Origin of the sequence: Oceanobacillus profundus (genome assembly GCF_003515705.1) — a bacterium.
GTDB lineage: Bacteria > Bacillota > Bacilli > Bacillales > Amphibacillaceae > Oceanobacillus > Oceanobacillus profundus.
Genome location: NZ_QWEH01000002.1, coordinates 355,834 through 373,660 on the forward strand (window position 1 = coordinate 355,834; position 17,827 = coordinate 373,660).

At 39.3% G+C, this 17,827-nt stretch carries 17 protein-coding genes and 1 riboswitch; all 17 genes read left to right on the forward strand.

Annotation, left to right across the window (positions count from 1 at the left end; genetic code table 11):
* Positions 1 to 96: 96 nt before the first annotated feature.
* On the forward strand, positions 97 to 2,484 hold the full coding sequence (locus D1B32_RS04965; protein ID WP_118888784.1) for a 3-hydroxyacyl-CoA dehydrogenase/enoyl-CoA hydratase family protein: 2,388 nt from the start codon (positions 97 to 99) through the stop codon (positions 2,482 to 2,484).
* A gap of 18 nt (positions 2,485 to 2,502) precedes the next feature.
* Complete coding sequence (locus D1B32_RS04970; RefSeq protein ID WP_095309344.1) at positions 2,503 to 3,678, forward strand: acetyl-CoA C-acetyltransferase; 1,176 nt, start codon at positions 2,503 to 2,505, stop codon at positions 3,676 to 3,678.
* A gap of 174 nt (positions 3,679 to 3,852) precedes the next feature.
* Positions 3,853 to 5,637 carry an acyl-CoA dehydrogenase FadE gene (locus D1B32_RS04975; RefSeq protein ID WP_095309342.1) on the forward strand — a complete coding sequence of 595 codons (1,785 nt, stop codon included), beginning with the start codon at positions 3,853 to 3,855 and terminating at the stop codon, positions 5,635 to 5,637.
* 272 nt (positions 5,638 to 5,909) lie between these two features.
* A complete protein-coding gene (locus D1B32_RS04980) occupies positions 5,910 to 6,383 on the forward strand; it encodes a DinB family protein (RefSeq protein ID WP_095309340.1) in 474 nt (157 codons plus the stop codon).
* A 169-nt stretch (positions 6,384 to 6,552) separates the two neighbouring features.
* Positions 6,553 to 6,909 (forward strand): arsenate reductase family protein, encoded by a 357-nt coding sequence (locus D1B32_RS04985; protein ID WP_095309338.1) that lies wholly within the window; start codon positions 6,553 to 6,555, stop codon positions 6,907 to 6,909.
* Positions 6,910 to 7,012: 103 nt separating this feature from the next.
* On the forward strand, positions 7,013 to 7,393 hold the full coding sequence (gene gcvH, locus D1B32_RS04990; protein WP_095309336.1) for a glycine cleavage system protein GcvH: 381 nt from the start codon (positions 7,013 to 7,015) through the stop codon (positions 7,391 to 7,393).
* A 437-nt stretch (positions 7,394 to 7,830) separates the two neighbouring features.
* Positions 7,831 to 8,187: a toprim domain-containing protein gene (locus tag D1B32_RS04995; RefSeq protein ID WP_095309334.1), complete on the forward strand. Its 357-nt coding sequence runs from the start codon at positions 7,831 to 7,833 to the stop codon at positions 8,185 to 8,187.
* A 74-nt stretch (positions 8,188 to 8,261) separates the two neighbouring features.
* Positions 8,262 to 8,576 carry a thioredoxin family protein gene (locus tag D1B32_RS05000; RefSeq protein WP_168927277.1) on the forward strand — a complete coding sequence of 105 codons (315 nt, stop codon included), beginning with the start codon at positions 8,262 to 8,264 and terminating at the stop codon, positions 8,574 to 8,576.
* A 216-nt stretch (positions 8,577 to 8,792) separates the two neighbouring features.
* A riboswitch (SAM riboswitch) is annotated at positions 8,793 to 8,895 on the forward strand.
* Positions 8,896 to 9,042: 147 nt separating this feature from the next.
* Positions 9,043 to 10,074, forward strand: coding sequence for a methionine ABC transporter ATP-binding protein (locus tag D1B32_RS05005; RefSeq protein ID WP_095309332.1), 1,032 nt, complete (start codon positions 9,043 to 9,045; stop codon positions 10,072 to 10,074).
* Positions 10,064 to 10,732, forward strand: a complete 669-nt coding sequence (locus D1B32_RS05010) for a methionine ABC transporter permease (protein ID WP_095309330.1) — start codon at positions 10,064 to 10,066, stop codon at positions 10,730 to 10,732. Before D1B32_RS05005 ends, D1B32_RS05010 begins: the two co-directional genes overlap by 11 nt.
* A gap of 69 nt (positions 10,733 to 10,801) precedes the next feature.
* Positions 10,802 to 11,659, forward strand: coding sequence for a MetQ/NlpA family ABC transporter substrate-binding protein (locus D1B32_RS05015; RefSeq protein WP_095309328.1), 858 nt, complete (start codon positions 10,802 to 10,804; stop codon positions 11,657 to 11,659).
* A gap of 228 nt (positions 11,660 to 11,887) precedes the next feature.
* A complete protein-coding gene (locus tag D1B32_RS23660; protein ID WP_476703863.1) occupies positions 11,888 to 12,040 on the forward strand; it encodes a YuzK family famiily protein in 153 nt (50 codons plus the stop codon).
* Between the two features lie 220 nt (positions 12,041 to 12,260).
* Entirely contained in the window at positions 12,261 to 13,046 is a 786-nt protein-coding gene (sufC, locus tag D1B32_RS05020; RefSeq protein WP_095309326.1) for a Fe-S cluster assembly ATPase SufC, read from the forward strand.
* Between the two features lie 16 nt (positions 13,047 to 13,062).
* On the forward strand, positions 13,063 to 14,373 hold the full coding sequence (sufD, locus tag D1B32_RS05025) for a Fe-S cluster assembly protein SufD (protein ID WP_118888785.1): 1,311 nt from the start codon (positions 13,063 to 13,065) through the stop codon (positions 14,371 to 14,373).
* Positions 14,373 to 15,593 (forward strand): cysteine desulfurase, encoded by a 1,221-nt coding sequence (locus D1B32_RS05030; RefSeq protein ID WP_095309322.1) that lies wholly within the window; start codon positions 14,373 to 14,375, stop codon positions 15,591 to 15,593. Before sufD ends, D1B32_RS05030 begins: the two co-directional genes overlap by 1 nt.
* On the forward strand, positions 15,583 to 16,017 hold the full coding sequence (gene sufU, locus D1B32_RS05035; protein ID WP_095309320.1) for a Fe-S cluster assembly sulfur transfer protein SufU: 435 nt from the start codon (positions 15,583 to 15,585) through the stop codon (positions 16,015 to 16,017). The genes D1B32_RS05030 and sufU overlap by 11 nt, the downstream gene beginning before the upstream one ends.
* A 319-nt stretch (positions 16,018 to 16,336) precedes the next feature.
* The gene (sufB, locus tag D1B32_RS05040; protein WP_095309318.1) at positions 16,337 to 17,734 is read left to right on the forward strand and encodes a Fe-S cluster assembly protein SufB; all 1,398 of its coding nucleotides are present in this window, start codon (positions 16,337 to 16,339) and stop codon (positions 17,732 to 17,734) included.
* Positions 17,735 to 17,827 lie beyond the last annotated feature (93 nt).

The following is a 17,827-nucleotide window of genomic DNA, read 5'->3' on the forward strand; positions in this document are numbered from 1 at the left end:
GTTTATAGTATAAATTAGATGGATAGGAAACTGTCTTTTATTTTTTGGATTAAAATGAATGAGTATTCATTCAATATAGGATTGGGGGATGAAAAGTTGAAGCATTCAATAAAAACAGCAGCAGTTCTCGGTTCGGGTGTGATGGGATCTGGGATTGCTGCGCATCTAGCAAATTTGGGAATAGCTGTGACGATGCTTGATATTGTGCCACCAGATTTAACGGAAGAAGAAAAGCAACAAGGTCTTACTTTAGAAGACTCTGAAGTTCGAAATCGAATCGCGGCTCTAAGTAAAAAAGCATTGCTTAAGCAGAAACCATCGCCTATCACGACAAATAAAAGTCTGGAAAATATTACAATCGGAAACATGGAAGATGATATGGGAAAAGTTGCTGAAGTTGATTGGATTATTGAAGTAGTGGTAGAGAACTTGCAGGTGAAAAAGAAGGTTTTCGCTAGAATTGATGAGTATCGCAAAGAGGGAGCGATTGTAAGCTCCAATACATCTGGGATTTCTGTAGAAGCAATGATTGCAGATTGTTCAGAAGATATGAAGCAGCACTTTTTAGGAACGCACTTTTTCAACCCGCCACGCTATTTGAAGCTATTGGAGATTATCCCAACTGTTCATACCGACCCAGAGGTTTTGGCTTTCATGAAACGTTTTGGGGAAGATGTGCTTGGAAAAGGTGTAGTCGAAGCAAAGGATACACCGAATTTCATTGCAAACCGGATTGGGACGTATGGCTTGCTAGTAACGGTAAGGGAGATGTTGAAAGGGAATTTCTCGGTTGGCGAAGTTGATTCTGTGACAGGAACGTTAATTGGTAGACCCAAAAGCGCTACTTTCCGAACGTTGGATGTGGTGGGGCTTGACACATTTAGTCACGTCGCAAAAAATGTATATGACCAAGTCGAAGGGCCCGAAAAAGCATTATTTACTATACCAGATTTTATGAATGACATGCTGGAAAAAGGCTGGTACGGCGCCAAAAGTGGTCAAGGCTTTTTTATCAAAAAAGGTCGTGATATTTATGAATTGAACTCAAAAACGATGAAGTATGAAGAGCGTAAGAAGCTGAAAACTGCTGCTACAGAGATGGCTAAGCAAGCAAAGGGATCTCGAAATAAAATGAAAGCGCTTCTCTCAAATCCTGGTGACAAGGCAAGTGACCTTGTCTGGTCAGTTATCAAGCCAGTGCTACTTTATTCAGCAGAGCTTTTAGGAGAAATTGCGGATGACATTATTTCTATTGATCAAGCAATGAAATGGGGCTTCGGCTGGGAGCTTGGTCCATTTGAAACTTGGGACGCAATTGGAGTTCGTGAATCTGTAGAACGCATGCAAAAAGAAGGGGCAGATATACCCAAATGGGTGCATTCAATGCTTGAGAATGGAAAGGAATCCTTTTATCAAGAGAAGGAAGGAACTGTCCACTACTTTGATAATGGTGAATATAAGGAACAACAATGGAATCATAAAGAGATTCATATCAAACGCCTTAAACAAACGAATGAGGTTATCAAAAAGAATACAGGTGCAAGTTTAATTGATATGGGGGATGGAGCCTTACTATTAGAGTTCCATTCTAGAAGTAATGCAATCGGGCTGGATATCATTCAAATGGTGAACTATTCCATTGAAGAAGTTGAAAAAAATTACGAAGGACTTGTTATCGGTAATCAAGGAAAGAATTTCTGTGTTGGAGCTAATCTAGCAATGATGTTAATGGAAGCGCAGGATGATAATTTCTTTGAACTAGATATGGTTATCCGCCAGTTTCAAAATATGACTATGGCGATTAAGTACGCAGAAAAACCTGTAGTCACAGCACCGTTTAATATGGCGCTTGGCGGTGGTGCAGAGGTATCGCTGCCAGCAGCTGCAATACAAGCATCTCCTGAAACCTATATTGGGTTAGTAGAAGTTGGTGTTGGGCTTATCCCTGGTGGTGGAGGCACAAAAGAATTGTATTTAAAAGCGCTTCGCAATCTACCAAAAGGTGTGTCATTTGATTTAATGAAGGTTGCGAACGATGTATTTGAAAAGATAGCTACAGCAAAGGTTTCTACATCAGCTGCAGAAGCATTTGAAAATGGCTACCTCGATACAAATGATCGTATTAGTACTAACCCTGGTCATCTTTTATATGATGCGAAGCAAAGAGTTCTGGGACTAGCGAGTGCAGGCTACCGGAAACCGCAGCGAGAAAAGGTTCCGGTAGTTGGTGACGCAGGTTATGCTGCCATGCTGATGGGAGCAAAAATGATGCAGTACAGTGGCTATGCATCAGAACATGATGTGAAAATAGCTGAAAAATTGGCCTATGTTTTATCAGGTGGACGAATTAAAGAGGGAACTGAAATTGACGAGCAAGTAATGCTAGATCTTGAACGTGAGGCATTTTTAAGTCTGATTGGAGAGCCATTAACACAACAGCGCATGCAGCACATGCTTGTTAAAGGGAAGCCATTACGTAACTAATTGAAAGGAGGAGAAACCGTGAAAGAAGCAGTAATTGTTGCAGGTGCAAGAACACCGATTGGAAAGGCGTTTAAAGGTTCACTTGCAAATACTAGACCAGATGATTTAGCTGCACGAACGATTAAAGAAACATTAAAACGCGCAGGAGGATATGCCGGAAATATAGATGATGTCATTATAGGCTGTGCAACCCCGGAGGCGGAGCAAGGTATGAATATGGCTCGAAATGTGGCTGCGCTAGCTGGATTAAAGCATGATGTGCCGGGCATTACGATCAATCGCTATTGTTCATCGGGATTACAAAGCATTGCCTATGCGGCAGAGAGAATTATGGTTGGAGCAAGCGATACAATTATAGCAGGTGGGGCAGAATCAATGAGTATGCTCCCAATGGGAGGACATGTGATTAAACCAAACCCAAAGCTTGTTCAGGAATTGCCTGGCTATTATATGGGGATGGGACATACAGCAGAAGAAGTAGCTAACCGCTTTACTATCTCTCGTGCTGATCAGGATGCATTTGCGGTACAAAGCCACATGCGTGCCGCAAAAGCGTTGAAAGAAGGTAAGTTTTCCGATGAAATTGTTCCAGTGGAAGTAACTGAACGCGGAGTCGGTTCGAACAATAAAATAGTGGAAAAACAATTTACGTTTTCAGTGGATGAAGGAGTGCGCCCAGATACAACAACAGAGATTTTAGCGAAATTGAGACCAGCCTTCCATGCAAAAGGTTCTGTAACCGCGGGAAACGCATCACAAATGAGTGATGGTGCAGCATCTGTGCTAGTGATGGATCGGGAAAAGGCTGAAGCAGAGGGGCTAACTCCAATTCTGAAGTTCCGCTCGTTTGCAGTTGCTGGTGTGGAACCAGAAATTATGGGTGTCGGACCAGTTAAGGCGATACCGAAAGCGTTAAAGATTGCTGGGTTAGAGCTATCAGACATTGGATTATTTGAGCTTAATGAAGCATTTGCCTCTCAATCCTTACGCGTTATTCAAGCGCTTGATCTTGATCTGGAAAAAGTAAATGTAAATGGTGGAGCGATTGCGTTAGGACACCCGCTTGGATGTACGGGTACAAAGCTGACGGTATCCTTAATGCATGAAATGAAACGGAGAAACGAGCAATTTGGGATTGTCACTATGTGTATCGGTGGCGGCATGGGAGCAGCTGGGGTTTTTGAACTCTTGTAATTGAAATGAGCACTACTGAGGATCAAGGCGAAAAAGCTGAAGTTCTTAGCGGAATTACTGGAGTTAGCAGTGAAAATAATGAAGAATGCAGTAAAATTGCTGAAGTTAACAAATAAACATGATGTTGAAGTGTTCGAGATTGTTTAACACTCCATAATAGGAAGGAAGATTCGGATGAGTGAAACAAAGGACAAAATTTTCAAGGGTGGGGCATTTTTAGTTGAGGATTTAACTGGTGAAGATATTATTACACCAGAGGATTTTACGGAAGAGCATCAAATGATTGCCAAAACAACAGATGATTTCATTACGAGTGAAGTTTTGCCGAAACTTGATCAATTGGAAAATCACGAATTTGAGCACTCAGTTAAGCTGTTAAAAAAAGCTGGAGAACTTGGTTTGTTAGGAGTTGATGTACCGGAAGAATACGGAGGTCTGGCACTTGATAAAATTAGCTCTTCCTTAATTACAGAAAGATTTTCACGTGCAGGCGGATTCTCGATCACACATGGTGCTCATGTAGGGATAGGATCACTGCCGATCGTATTCTTTGGAAATGATGAGCAAAAACAAAAATATTTGCCGAAGCTTGCGACTGGTGAATTAATCGCTGCTTACGCATTAACTGAACCAAGTTCCGGATCAGATGCACTAGGTGCAAAAACAACCGCCAGGCTAAATGAAGCTGGTACGCATTATATTTTAAACGGAGAGAAACAGTGGATTACGAACTCGGCATTTGCAGATGTGTTTGTTGTCTATGCAAAAATTGATGGAGAGCATTTCTCGGCCTTTATTGTTGAAAGAGAGTACCCAGGTGTTTCAACTGGTGTGGAAGAAAAGAAGATGGGAATTAAAAGCTCATCAACACGGACACTGATCCTTGAAGATGCAGAGGTCCCGATAGAAAATTTGTTAGGCGAAAAAGGACGCGGCCATATTATTGCTTTCAATATTTTAAATGTTGGCCGCTATAAGCTTGCAGTCGGTGGAGTTGGTGGTGCTAAGCGTGCACTTGAACTTGCTGCAGCTTATGTGAATGAGCGCAAGCAGTTTAATACACCTATTTCCAGCTTTTCTTTAACACAGGAAAAGCTGGCAACAATGGCTTCTGAAATCTATGCAAACGAAAGTGCGGTTTATCGTACAGTAGGATTATTTGAACAGCGAATGGGAGCATTAACGGAGGAACAATTAAAGGACGGACGCGAAGTAGCGCGTGCAATTGCAGAATACCAAATTGAGTGCTCCATAACGAAATACATGGCAACCGAATTGCTTGATTATACTGCAGACGAAGCAGTGCAGATGCATGGTGGTTACGGCTTTATGCAAGAGTATGAAGTAGAGCGTATTTATCGTGACTCACGAATCAACCGTATTTTTGAAGGGACAAACGAAATTAATCGCTTGTTAGTTCCTGGAACATTGCTGAAAAAAGCAATGAAGGGCGAACTGCCACTGCTGCAAAAAGCTCAAGGGCTACAAGAAGAGTTAATGATGATGATGCCAGAGGAAGTTGGTACAGAACCTTTGGAGCAGGAGAAATACTTACTGCGTAACGCGAAGAAAATCGTCCTTCTTGGTGCAGGATTAGCTGCACAAAAGTATATGCAGAAATTAGAGAAAGAACAAGAAATCCTCGTCAATCTAGCTGATATGGTCGCTGAGGTTTACAATATCGAGTCGGCAATTCTTCGTACAGAGAAAGCAATTAACAAAGGCGGAGCAGAAAAGAGCAAGCAAAAACTGCTGTATACGCAGGTTTATGTACAGGAAGCATTTAATCGGATAGAAGCAGATGCAAAAGAAACATTAATTGCAGTCGAGGAAGGTGATACATTAAGAATGATGCTTTCGTCCTTACGTAAACTGACGCGTCATACACCAATTAATGTCATTGCTAAAAAGCGTGAGATTGCTAAAGGTATTATAAAAGAAGAGAAATATATCGTCTGATATTCTATGCCACTTCTTACCAAACAGGAGTGGCATTTTCTGTTTATTGACGGAACGAATTATTGTTAGCGTTTATTATTTGATGAAAGATAGTTGCACTGTTAATCTTGATAGAGAAATAGCTATTTGAGTTTTTCTTTTTTGTAAGAAACTGCGCACTAATGTGCAGTAATAGATTGTGCGTATACCCGCTTGTAAACACACTACGCTGTGTATAACAAGAAACCCGTGCAGTCTCAACTTAACAGAAATAATACAAAGGAGAGATAATCATGTATCGTACTGTAGAAGATTTTGTGAACGATTGGGATCATGCTGCAAATGGAACGATTGCAGTCCTTGAATCGTTAACAGATGATAAACTGAATCAGGCAATTGTAGAAGGCCACAGTACCTTAGGATGGCTTGGGTGGCATTTAGCAACAAGCCCAGTATTCTTTGCCGGTCTTGTAGGTGTGGAGATAGACGCTGGTGAAACTAAAAATGCTACCCCTGAAAAAGCAAATGAAATTGTACAAACATATAAAAAAGTAGCAACAGCAGTTAAAGTTCAAGTTGAAAAAACATTAACAAATGAAAAGTTGGAAGAACATGTAAATGCGATGGGAGGATCTGTCGCAAGAGGCGCTCTGTTACGTACACTCATTGACCATCAAACCCATCACCGTGGGCAGATGACCGTGCTATTGCGTCAAGCAGGATTGCGAGTTCCTGGTGTAATGGGTCCAACAAAGGAAGAACAATAAATGTCAAAGCCATGAAGGAAATCGGAAAGTTTTTTATCCGTTTTCTTCATGGCATATTAATTTTTACTTATTGGATAGTATGAATTGGATTGCTGAGCAGTTATACTAATATTTTTATACAAATCATGATAAAATAATTCCTAAACAGTTTGGAATGGAGGATTTGTACATGGCATTAACATTTTACTGGTACCCAAATTGCGGAACATGCAAAAAAGCGAAGAAATGGTTTGATGATCATAACATCGATTATACAAGTATACATATTGTAGAAGAAACACCTACAAAGGAAGAGTTGCTTGAATTGATTTCCAAAAGTGATTTACCTGCTAAAAAGTTCTTTAACACGAGTGGAAAGAAATATCGTGAGTTAAATATTAAAGAGAAAATAATGGATGCAAGTGTAGAAGAAATGGCAGGAATCCTTGCTTCAGATGGAATGTTAATCAAGCGTCCGATTGTCACAGACGGGTCAAAGGTGACAGTTGGATTTAAAGAAGAAACATTTCAAGAAAATTGGCTCTAGTTATTATTAATGAATAACCTTGGGTTCAAATTCAAACAAAGACTAGAAAAATACAAGGTTAAATTGTATAGTTAAATTGGAATGAATTAATGGAGGGATTACAATGAGTTTGCCACAAGATTTGCTGTATTCAAAAGAACATGAGTGGGTAAAAAAGGAAGACGGAAATGTACGTATCGGAATTACTGACTTTGCCCAAGATGAGCTAGGTGATATCGTTTTTGTTGAGTTGCCTGAAGTAGGAGACGAAATAACAGCTGACGAGCCGTTTGGTAGTGTAGAATCTGTAAAAACAGTTTCTGAATTATATGCTCCAATCAGCGGGAAAGTTGTCGCAGTAAATGAAGAATTGGAAGATAGCCCAGAATTTGTAAATGAATCTCCATATGAAAAAGCATGGATGGTTGTTGTTGAGCCCTCTGATGTAGCTGAGCTTGAGCAATTATTATCTGCAGATGCATATCAAGAATTAACTGAAGAATAATGCCCAAAGGCTAACTTACGCGTGTGAAAGTGTATAGTTAGCCTTCTTTCAATCATATAATGTATGTAAATAGATGCTGTTCAAAAAGTCCGGTGAAAATGAAACAATGAGATAGGTGTTCTTCGATTAACTCCTGACACGTGCTGTGTAGACCGTTGAAGTCACCGCTTCCTGTGGAACACGTTGGCGAAAGAAAACTTCCTATGAAAATTGTTCACGTCCCTGTAGAAGTTCGCATTCTGTTCAAGCTCTATACTTACGTATTAATTGCATTCGTTCCGTGACGAGAGTAACAACGTCACCGAACCTCGACACACACAGGACGTGTTCGTGTTGCGATAGGACATTGCAACTTTACCCGATCTCGGTCTTTTCATCCTCCTTTTGAACGCGAATTACGTAGGCAACTTTTTTGCTTGCATAAGGAGTGCTCATGTATGATAACTACTGAGTTTGAAAAAGTGATTATTGTCGAAGGGCTTACAGATAAGAAGCAAATTGAAAAAGTCATCAATGATGAGGTTACTATCGTATGTACAAATGGTACATTCGGTGTAGAACGATTTGATGAATTACTGGAAACATACGAATTGGATGAAAAGGATGTGTTTATTCTAGTTGACGAGGATAAATCTGGAATGAAATTGCGTAAGCAGCTGGCTCGTGAGCTACCGCATGCGGAGCATATTTACATTAGCAGTGAATATCGGGAGGTTGCAGCGACACCAGAGAAAATACTTGCAAGCACACTACTGAGTAAACATTTCTCTGTTCATCCTATATTTTTATTATAGTGTGTGTTCAAAAAGAGGATATTTACCGGGTTTTTTGAATATCCTCTTATAGATTGAACTTAAGGTGGTTAAAAATGCAGCAAATAACAGAAAAAAGTTTGGAACAGGAACTCATGTTAATTTATATTTATACACCTTTTTGTGGAACATGTACGGTGGCAAGATCAATGCTTGCTAAAATCGAGTCTGTTCATGGAATAGATATCTTTTATGAGATGAATGCGTCCTTATATCCTGAATTTATGCAAGAAAATAAAATTGAAAGTGTTCCATGCCTTTTAATTAAAGAAGGTAATGAAGTGAAAGAAAAAGTTTATGCCTTTCAATCGACAGGCAATATATATAACTATTTGATGATATATAAGCCAGAATTATTTGCCACCCATTAAGGCTCTAATATCCCCCCTTTCTATGCGTGAGAGAGTTAAAATTAGAAGGTGGGGAAGGGCTTGGAGTCATACTCCTGTGGTACTATCATGCAGTGGAGAGAAAAAGCTCTTGATTGAAGTTTCACTTTAACAAAAGTTAATCCCATTTAGGATTGACACGCGTATTTTAGCATGCTACTATAGTGTCACTGAATTGCTAAATCAAATACGATCTATCTCTTATCTTGAGCGGTGGAGGGACTGGCCCTTTGAAACCGCGGCAACCTTCAATCTTTTGAAAGGTGCCAATTCCTGCAAAGTAAACTTTGACAGATGAGAGAACGTGAGACTTTTTAATGATATGACGTCTTTCTGTTCTCTTACAGAAGACGTTTTTTGTTTTTTGGTTAAAAAATGTATTGCAGCATTCATACAGTAAAGAATTTGTTTATAGGCACAAAAGTTAGAACGAAGAGGAGGACATAACGTGATTTCGATTGAGGGTTTACGTAAGGTCTTTAGACTAAATAATGATGACATAGCAGCTGTTGATGATTTGACCCTTACTATCCCTGACGGTGAGATATTCGGCGTGATTGGGTACAGCGGTGCAGGGAAGAGTACATTCGTCAGACTGCTTAACCGATTGGAAGAACCATCATCAGGACGAATTGTTATTGATGATGAAGAAATAACGACACTTAATTCAAAACAGCTTCGCCTTGCAAGACAAGGAATCGGCATGATTTTTCAGCACTTCAATTTACTTTGGTCAAGAACGGTAGAGGCAAATATTGCATTCCCACTTGAAATTGCAGGAGTCCCAAAGCAGGAGAGGCAAAAGCGAGTACAGGAACTCATTGATTTGGTTGGCCTTGGTGGACGGGAAAAAGCTTATCCATCCCAATTAAGTGGTGGACAGAAGCAGCGTGTTGGAATTGCTCGCGCACTTGCGAATAATCCAAAAGTGCTGTTATGTGATGAGGCAACCTCTGCATTGGATCCAGAAACAACGAATGCGATTTTGAATTTGCTGGTCGACATTAATAAAAAGCTTGGATTAACGATTATTTTGATTACACATGAAATGCATGTTATTCGAAAAATCTGTAACCAAGTAGCGGTCATGGAACAAGGACGGATTGTTGAACAGGGAAATGTGCTTGATGTGTTTACCCATCCCGTACAAGACGTTACGAAAAAATTTGTTCAGCAAATTATGGGACCAAGTGACGAAGAGGATGATATAACCAATATTATTGAGAATAATGCAGATGGTATTATTCTTAAGCTTCAATTTTTAGGTGAGGCTACAAATCAAACCCTTATAAGCCAGCTGGCAAAGCGTTTTGATATTGATTTAAATATTTTACAAGGAAAAATCACCCAAACACAAGCTGGCGGATATGGCACATTATTCGTACAGGTTATTGGCGAACAAGAGGAATTCGATAGAGCATTAAGCTTTATACAGGAACAGACCTCGGTCGAAGTGGAGGTTATCCGGGATGTTAGCTGAGTTATTCCCAAATATTAAATACGAGGATTTAGTTGAAGCAACTTACGAAACATTTTACATGACAATTATTGCTATTATTGGTACATGTATTTTCGGTCTATTATTAGGATTGCTTCTATATTTAACGAAAAAAGACGGCATCTGGAAAAATAAGTATATTTATTTTGTTGTAGCGGCTCTTGTGAATATATTTAGAGCCATCCCATTTATTATATTGATCTTATTGCTATTTCCATTTACCGATTTCCTTATCGGAACGATTCGCGGACCAAATGCAGCACTGCCCGCATTAATTATTGGATCAGCTCCGTTTTACGGGAGACTCGTTGAAATCGCGCTTAACGAAGTGGAAAAAGGTGTAATTGAAGCAGCCAAAGCGATGGGGGCGAAAACACGTACGATCATTTTCCGTGTTCTACTCCCTGAATCAATGCCGGCACTCGTATCAGGCCTTACGGTTACCTCGATTGCATTAATTGGGTATACCGCAATGGCAGGTGCGATTGGTGCAGGTGGTCTTGGAAACTATGCGTATTATTTTGGATTCCAACGACGTGATTTTGATGTTGTATTTCTTTGTACGGTCATTATTGTAATTATCGTGTTTATTTTCCAATTTATTGGGGACTTTATTACAAACAAGCTTGATAAACGATAACATTATCAATAGATGAAAATAGGAAAACCTATTTCAATTATAAAAACAAGATGGAGAGGAAGAAACAGAATGAAAAAGCTTTTAGCCCTGGTAACATTCGCACTTGTACTTATATTAGCTGCTTGTGGCGGTGGAAATGAATCAGAAGATGGAGCCGATAATGGTTCGTCAGAAGGAACCGAAGAAACAAATGAAATCACTGTAGGTGCTTCAAGTGTACCACATGCGGAAATTCTAGAAGAAGCTCAGCCATTACTTGAAGAACAAGGTGTAACACTTCATATTGAAGAATATCAGGATTATATATTGCCAAATGATGATTTAGACAATGGCACGTTAGATGCGAATTACTTCCAGCACATTCCGTATTTGAATCAAACAGTGGAAGATACAGGATATGAAATTGAATCGATTGGAGCTATTCACGTAGAACCAATGGGTGTTTATTCAAAAGGAATTGCATCAGTCGATGACATTGCTGATGGAACTGAAGTTATTTTAAGCAATTCTGTTTCCGATCATGGACGGATTTTGACTTTGTTTGAGCGGGAAGGTTTGATTACTTTAGATGAAAGTGTAGAAAAATCCGCTGCAACAATTGACGATATTGTTGAAAATCCTAAAAACTTAGTTTTCTCACCAGATTATGATCCGGCACTGCTACCAGAGCTTTATAATTCAGAAGAAGATGTGCTTGCTGTTATCAACACAAACTACGCAATTGGTATAGGTCTTAACCCATTAGAGGATGCATTGTTTGTTGAAGACGAAGAAACTGACTATTTAAACGTTATTGCTGTAAGGTCTGAAGATGCTGATAAAGAAGCATTAAAGAAACTGGTTGAAGTACTAAAATCTGAAGAAATCCAAAACTTTATGATGGAGAACTACGATGGTGCAGTTCTGCCAGTGGAAGGCGAAAAGTAATTATAATTTATTAATAGCATTTTAAAGGATACGTGCGTTATTTGCCATTATTTAATGTCGTTTCTATGTTTTCACGTTATGAATCATTCATATATAGAATAATCCAGTCATAGAGGTTTAAATCCGAATTGTAAAGGGAACCTTTCTAGTGTTACTATATTTTATGTAACCAAAACGAAAGGATGATTCACTATTGACAGTGGTCTGAGGTTGAATTACACTTCGGAAATGGAAAAAGGAATGACGAAGTCCCGTCATGTTTGCTACGAGGAGTACAGCAGGAAACTTGAAAAACGGCTGGAAGTAGAAAAACAACGAGAACGGGAATACAAAGAAGCGAAAATGCTAGTGGCAGGAATAGATGGTCAAATAGCTAAATAACAAACTTATAATTACCTTTGTGCTGGTGTCTTAATATGCGGACATCAGCACTATTTATTTGTACAATTATATCTAATTTGATATGGTGAAACAGTAATAAGCTGTGCGCTTAAAAGAGTTGATAATTAATTTGAAATGCTTTAAGATTGTAATGAGAATAAGTTGAGAATGATGTCAATTCATTTCATACTAGAAAATAGCTTACTTGGAGGTATGTTTTATGTCAGGATCAGTTTTAGAAATTAAGAATCTTCATGTATCGATTGAAGACAAAGAAATATTAAAAGGTGTAAACCTTACGATAAAGGGTGGAGAATTCCACGCAATAATGGGGCCGAACGGAACAGGTAAATCTACCCTTGCTTCAGCAATTATGGGACATCCCAAATATGAAGTTACAGAAGGAAGTATTATCCTTGACGGTGAAGATGTACTAGAAATGGAAGTAGATGAGCGTGCTCGTGCTGGTCTGTTTTTAGCTATGCAATATCCAAGTGAAATCAGTGGTGTAACAACTTCTGACTTCCTTCGTTCTGCAATCAATGCTCGTCGTGAAGAAGGCGATGAGGTATCTCTAATGAAGTTTATTAAGCAATTAGATAAAGACTTAGATTTACTTGAAATTGATCAAAACATGGCTACACGATACTTAAACGAAGGTTTCTCTGGTGGGGAGAAGAAACGTAATGAAATCCTTCAATTATTGCAAATAAATCCTGCTATTGCGATTTTAGATGAAATTGATTCTGGATTAGATATTGATGCATTGAAAATTGTATCTAAAGGAATCAATAAAATGCGCGGAGAAGACTTTGGTTGCCTAATGATTACGCATTACCAACGTTTACTTAACTACATTACTCCTGACTTTGTTCATGTTATGATGCAGGGCCGTGTTGTGAAATCAGGTGGACCTGAGCTTGCAAAACGTTTAGAAGAAGAAGGTTATGAGTGGATTAAAGAAGAGTTAGGAATTACAGACGAAACAGTAGAACAAAACGCGTAACGTTAGGAGGAGTAAAATGACTGTCGAAACAAAGCTGCCATTTGATAAAGACTATTTAGAACAGTTTTCAAAAGAACGAAACGAACCTGCGTGGATGTCTGAATTACGCGTGAGCGCGCTTTCTCAAGTAAACACGCTTGAAATGCCAAAGCCGGATAAAACCAATATCCGTAATTGGAATTTCAATACGTTCAAACATGAATTTACATCAGGTCAGGCTGTTACTACTACAACTGAATTGCCTGAAGAAATACAAGCATACTTTGATGAAGAAAATAAAGCAGAAAACTTGTTGATTCAACGAAATCATTCCGTTGCATTTTCTACATTAAATGAAGATTTAAAGGATAAAGGTGTTATTTTTACAGACATTTTTACTGCCTTGAATGAGCATAGTGATTTAGTAGAAAAATACTACATGAAAGAAGCAGTTTCTGTTGACCAGGATCGTTTAACAGCACTTCATGCAGCACTAATGAATGGTGGAATCTTTATCTATGTTCCTAAGAATGTTCAAATCGAAGCACCAATCCAGGCAATCTTCTGGCAAGAGGATCCTGAAACAGCATTGTTCAACCACGTGTTGATCGTTGCGGAGGAAGGAAGCTCGCTCACCTATTTGGAGAACTACGTTTCTCACAATGAAGAGCAAAAAACGGTAGCGAATATCGTAACAGAAGTATTTGCTCATGATAATGCACAAGTTGCATATGGTGCAGTAGATCATTTTGCAGCAGGAACAACAACCTATGTAAATCGTCGTGGTGTAGCTCAACGTGATGCGAAGATTAACTGGGCATTAGGTCAAATGAATGACGGAAATACGGTTTCCGAAAACATTACCTATTTACTAGGTGATAATGCAACGTCAGAGGCTAAAGCTGTTACTGTTGGACGCGGGAAACAAACACAGAACTTTACGTCAAGCATTCGCCAATTCGGTAAACAAACCGATGCATTTATTTTACAACGTGGAGTTATGAAAGGTAGTGCGACTACTATCTTTAACGCGATTGGTAAAATTGAGCATGGTGGTTCGAAGTCGAATTCGGAGCAGGAATCACGTGTATTAATGCTAAGTGAAAAAGCACGAGGGGATGCCAACCCAATTCTATTAATTGATGAAGATGATGTAACTGCTGGTCATGCAGCTTCTGTTGGTCGTGTTGATCCTTTACAAATGTACTACTTGATGAGTCGTGGACTTACTAAGGAAGAAGCTGAACGCTTGGTTATTCATGGGTTCCTTGAGCCTGTTGTATCTCAAATTCCAATTGAGTCTGTTCGTAAGCAATTGACTCAAGTAATTGAAAGGAAAGTTAATTAATGGATGTTAAAGCCATTAAAGAACAGTTTCCCATTTTAAATCAGGAAGTTAATGGACATCCTTTAGTCTATCTTGATTCATCTGCGACTTCGCAAAAACCACTGTCAGTTATTGAGGCGGTTAACACGTATTACCGTGAAGATAATTCAAACGTACATCGTGGTGTTCATACGTTAGGAACAAGAGCAACAGATAAATACGAAGGCGCTCGCGAGAAGGTTCGTGAATTTATTAATGCACGCAGTACAGCTGAAATTATTTTTACTAGAGGAACAACGACAGCAATTAATCTTGTTGCTACCAGTTATGGGAGAGCGAATTTGAAACCAGGGGATGAAATTGTGATTACGCCAATGGAGCATCACAGTAACATTATCCCTTGGCAACAAGCTGCAAAAGCAACTGGTGCAACACTCAAATATATCCCATTGCAAAGCGATGGTACTATAACATTAGAAGCTGTTCGCGAAACGGTAACAGCAAATACGAAGATTGTAGCAATGACACAGGTTTCCAATGTGTTGGGTACAATTAACCCAATTAAGGAAGTCGCTCAAATTGCCCATGCTCATGGTGCGGTTATGCTTGTTGATGGTGCTCAAGGTGCTCCGCATTTAAAAGTAGATGTAGCTGATCTTGACTGTGATTTCTATGCATTTTCGGCTCATAAAATGTGTGGTCCAACTGGTATTGGTGTTTTATACGGAAAAAAAGAGCTTCTAGAAAATATGGAACCAATTGAATTTGGCGGCGAAATGATTGATTTCGTTAACCTTTATGATTCTACGTGGAAGGAATTGCCGTGGAAATTTGAAGGTGGTACGCCAATTATTGCAGGTGCAATTGGACTGGCTGCAGCAATAGACTTTCTAAATGAAATTGGTAATGAAACTATTTTAGATCATGAACAAAAATTAGCAGACTATGCAATGAAACAACTACGCACGATCGATGGTATCTCAATCTATGGTCCAGAAAAACGTGCTGGACTTGTTACATTTAATCTCGATGATGTGCATCCACATGATACAGCAACAGCACTTGATGCAGAAGGAATTGCTGTTCGTGCTGGACATCATTGCGCACAGCCACTGATGAAATGGCTCGATGTAACAGCAACAGCACGTGCCAGCTTCTATCTTTACAACACGGAAGAGGATATTGATCTGCTGGTAAATGGACTGTTGAAAACAAAGGAGTATTTTGGGAATGTCTTTTAATAACCTCGATACACTTTACAGACAAGTAATTATGGATCATTATAAAAACCCTAGAAATCGTGGACAAATTGAGGGTGATTCAGTAACAATCGACATGAATAACCCAACATGCGGAGACCGTATTCAATTGCAAATGCAAGTTGAAGATGGTGTTGTACAAGATGCCAAGTTTGAAGGGGAAGGCTGTTCAATCAGTATGTCGTCTGCTTCAATGATGACTCAAGCAATTAAAGGAAAAAGTCTTGAACAAGCAGTTAAAATGTCGAGAGCATTTTCTGAGATGATGCTTGGAAAAGAGATTGATACAGAAGGATTGGATATGGAAGACATTGAAGCATTGCAGGGTGTCTCCAAGTTTCCAGCAAGAATCAAGTGTGCAACCTTGGCATGGAAGGCAATGGAAAAGGGAGCACAACAAGATTAAATGAATTTAAAAATATAAAGTTTTGCTGGATGTTTTTCTTGTGCATGAGTAGCCACGTCCAGCTCCATCGCCCAGCGACTAGCGAGACTTCCCTCACCTCCGTACGATAAAGAAGACTTGCCGACTGGCTAAAACATGAGGCTTAGTCGCACTTATACCCTTGCGGTGAAAGTCAACATCGACTTCCTTTGGTCGTCGTGTTTCCTTTATCTCCTACGTAGGAATGTTCGAAGTCGAACCACCCCAAAGTACGGGGCGCAGTCCGTACGTCGCTAACCGGGCGATTCCGCTTTAGATAATACAATGAGGAGGTTATATAATGGCTAAAAAAATGCCTGAAATGGAAGAATATAAATATGGATTTCATGATAAAGACGTCTCTGTTTTCCGAACGGAAAGAGGATTAACACGTAAAGTCGTTGAAGAAATCTCTAAAATGAAAGAAGAGCCACAGTGGATGCTTGACTACCGCTTGAAGGCATTAGAGCATTTTTACGAGCGCCCAATGCCGCAATGGGGCGGAGATCTTTCAGAACTTGATTTTGATGAGATCGTTTATTACGTTAAACCATCTGAAAAGCAAGGTAGAACATGGGATGAGGTACCTGCTGAAATCAAAGAAACATTTGATAAGCTTGGTATTCCAGAAGCAGAACAAAAATATTTAGCTGGTGTATCTGCACAGTACGAATCAGAGGTTGTTTATCATAGCTTGAAAGAAGATCTTCAAGAAATGGGTATCGTATTTAAGGATACTGATACAGCGCTAAAAGAAGACGAAGAGTTATTTAAAGAATACTTTGGAAAAGTTATTCCATATTCTGATAATAAATTTGCTGCACTGAACTCAGCCGTATGGTCTGGCGGATCATTTATCTATGTTCCGAAAGGTGTTCAAACATCAACACCATTACAAGCATATTTCCGTATTAACTCGGAAAATATGGGGCAGTTTGAAAGAACATTAATCATTGTTGATGAAGGTGCATCTGTACACTATGTTGAGGGCTGTACAGCTCCAGTCTTTACAACAAACTCACTTCATAGTGCGGTTGTTGAAATCGTTGTTAAAAAAGATGCATATTGCCGTTATACAACGATTCAAAACTGGGCAAACAACGTATACAACCTAGTTACAAAACGTGCAGTAGTTGATGCAAATGGAACGATGGAATGGATTGATGGTAACATCGGTTCGAAATTAACGATGAAATACCCTGCGATTTTATTAAAAGGCGAAGGTGCACGTGGTAACACGCTATCTATCGCTATTGCTGGTAAAGGACAATTACAGCACGCAGGTGCAAAAATGCATCACTTAGCACCAAACACGTCTTCAACAATTGTTTCAAAATCAATCTCTAAACAAGGCGGAAAGGTTTCGTACCTCGGTCTTGTACACTTTGGACGTAAAGCAGACGGTGCACGTGCAAACATCGAATGTGACACGCTAATCATGGATAACGAATCGTTCTCTGATACTATTCCATACAATGAAATTTTAAATGATAACATTTCATTGGAGCACGAAGCGAAAGTTTCTAAAGTATCTGAAGAGCAATTGTTCTACTTGATGAGTAGAGGATTAACAGAGGAAGAAGCAACAGAAATGATCGTAATGGGCTTCATCGAGCCATTTACAAAAGAACTTCCAATGGAATATGCAGTAGAGATGAACAGATTGATTAAATTCGAGATGGAAGGCTCTATTGGGTAATATAATAGGAAACCCTCGTTACAATTATAATTGTGGCGAGGGTTTTTTTTATTAAATGTTACGTAATTGCCCAATTTACGCCCTACTAATCTC

Excerpts from the sequence above, each read along its gene's own strand:
- D1B32_RS04975 (WP_095309342.1), top strand. The coding sequence starts at position 3,853 with ATGAGTGAAACAAAGGACAAAATTTTCAAGGGTGGGGCATTTTTAGTT.
- D1B32_RS04980 (WP_095309340.1), top strand. The coding sequence starts at position 5,910 with ATGTATCGTACTGTAGAAGATTTTGTGAACGATTGGGATCATGCTGCA.
- D1B32_RS04985 (WP_095309338.1), top strand. The coding sequence starts at position 6,553 with ATGGCATTAACATTTTACTGGTACCCAAATTGCGGAACATGCAAAAAA.
- gcvH (WP_095309336.1), top strand. The coding sequence starts at position 7,013 with ATGAGTTTGCCACAAGATTTGCTGTATTCAAAAGAACATGAGTGGGTA.
- D1B32_RS04995 (WP_095309334.1), top strand. The coding sequence starts at position 7,831 with ATGATAACTACTGAGTTTGAAAAAGTGATTATTGTCGAAGGGCTTACA.
- D1B32_RS05000 (WP_168927277.1), top strand. The coding sequence starts at position 8,262 with ATGCAGCAAATAACAGAAAAAAGTTTGGAACAGGAACTCATGTTAATT.
- D1B32_RS05010 (WP_095309330.1), top strand. The coding sequence starts at position 10,064 with ATGTTAGCTGAGTTATTCCCAAATATTAAATACGAGGATTTAGTTGAA.
- D1B32_RS05015 (WP_095309328.1), top strand. The coding sequence starts at position 10,802 with ATGAAAAAGCTTTTAGCCCTGGTAACATTCGCACTTGTACTTATATTA.
- D1B32_RS23660 (WP_476703863.1), top strand. The coding sequence starts at position 11,888 with ATGGAAAAAGGAATGACGAAGTCCCGTCATGTTTGCTACGAGGAGTAC.
- sufC (WP_095309326.1), top strand. The coding sequence starts at position 12,261 with ATGTCAGGATCAGTTTTAGAAATTAAGAATCTTCATGTATCGATTGAA.
- sufD (WP_118888785.1), top strand. The coding sequence starts at position 13,063 with ATGACTGTCGAAACAAAGCTGCCATTTGATAAAGACTATTTAGAACAG.
- D1B32_RS05030 (WP_095309322.1), top strand. The coding sequence starts at position 14,373 with ATGGATGTTAAAGCCATTAAAGAACAGTTTCCCATTTTAAATCAGGAA.
- sufU (WP_095309320.1), top strand. The coding sequence starts at position 15,583 with ATGTCTTTTAATAACCTCGATACACTTTACAGACAAGTAATTATGGAT.
- sufB (WP_095309318.1), top strand. The coding sequence starts at position 16,337 with ATGGCTAAAAAAATGCCTGAAATGGAAGAATATAAATATGGATTTCAT.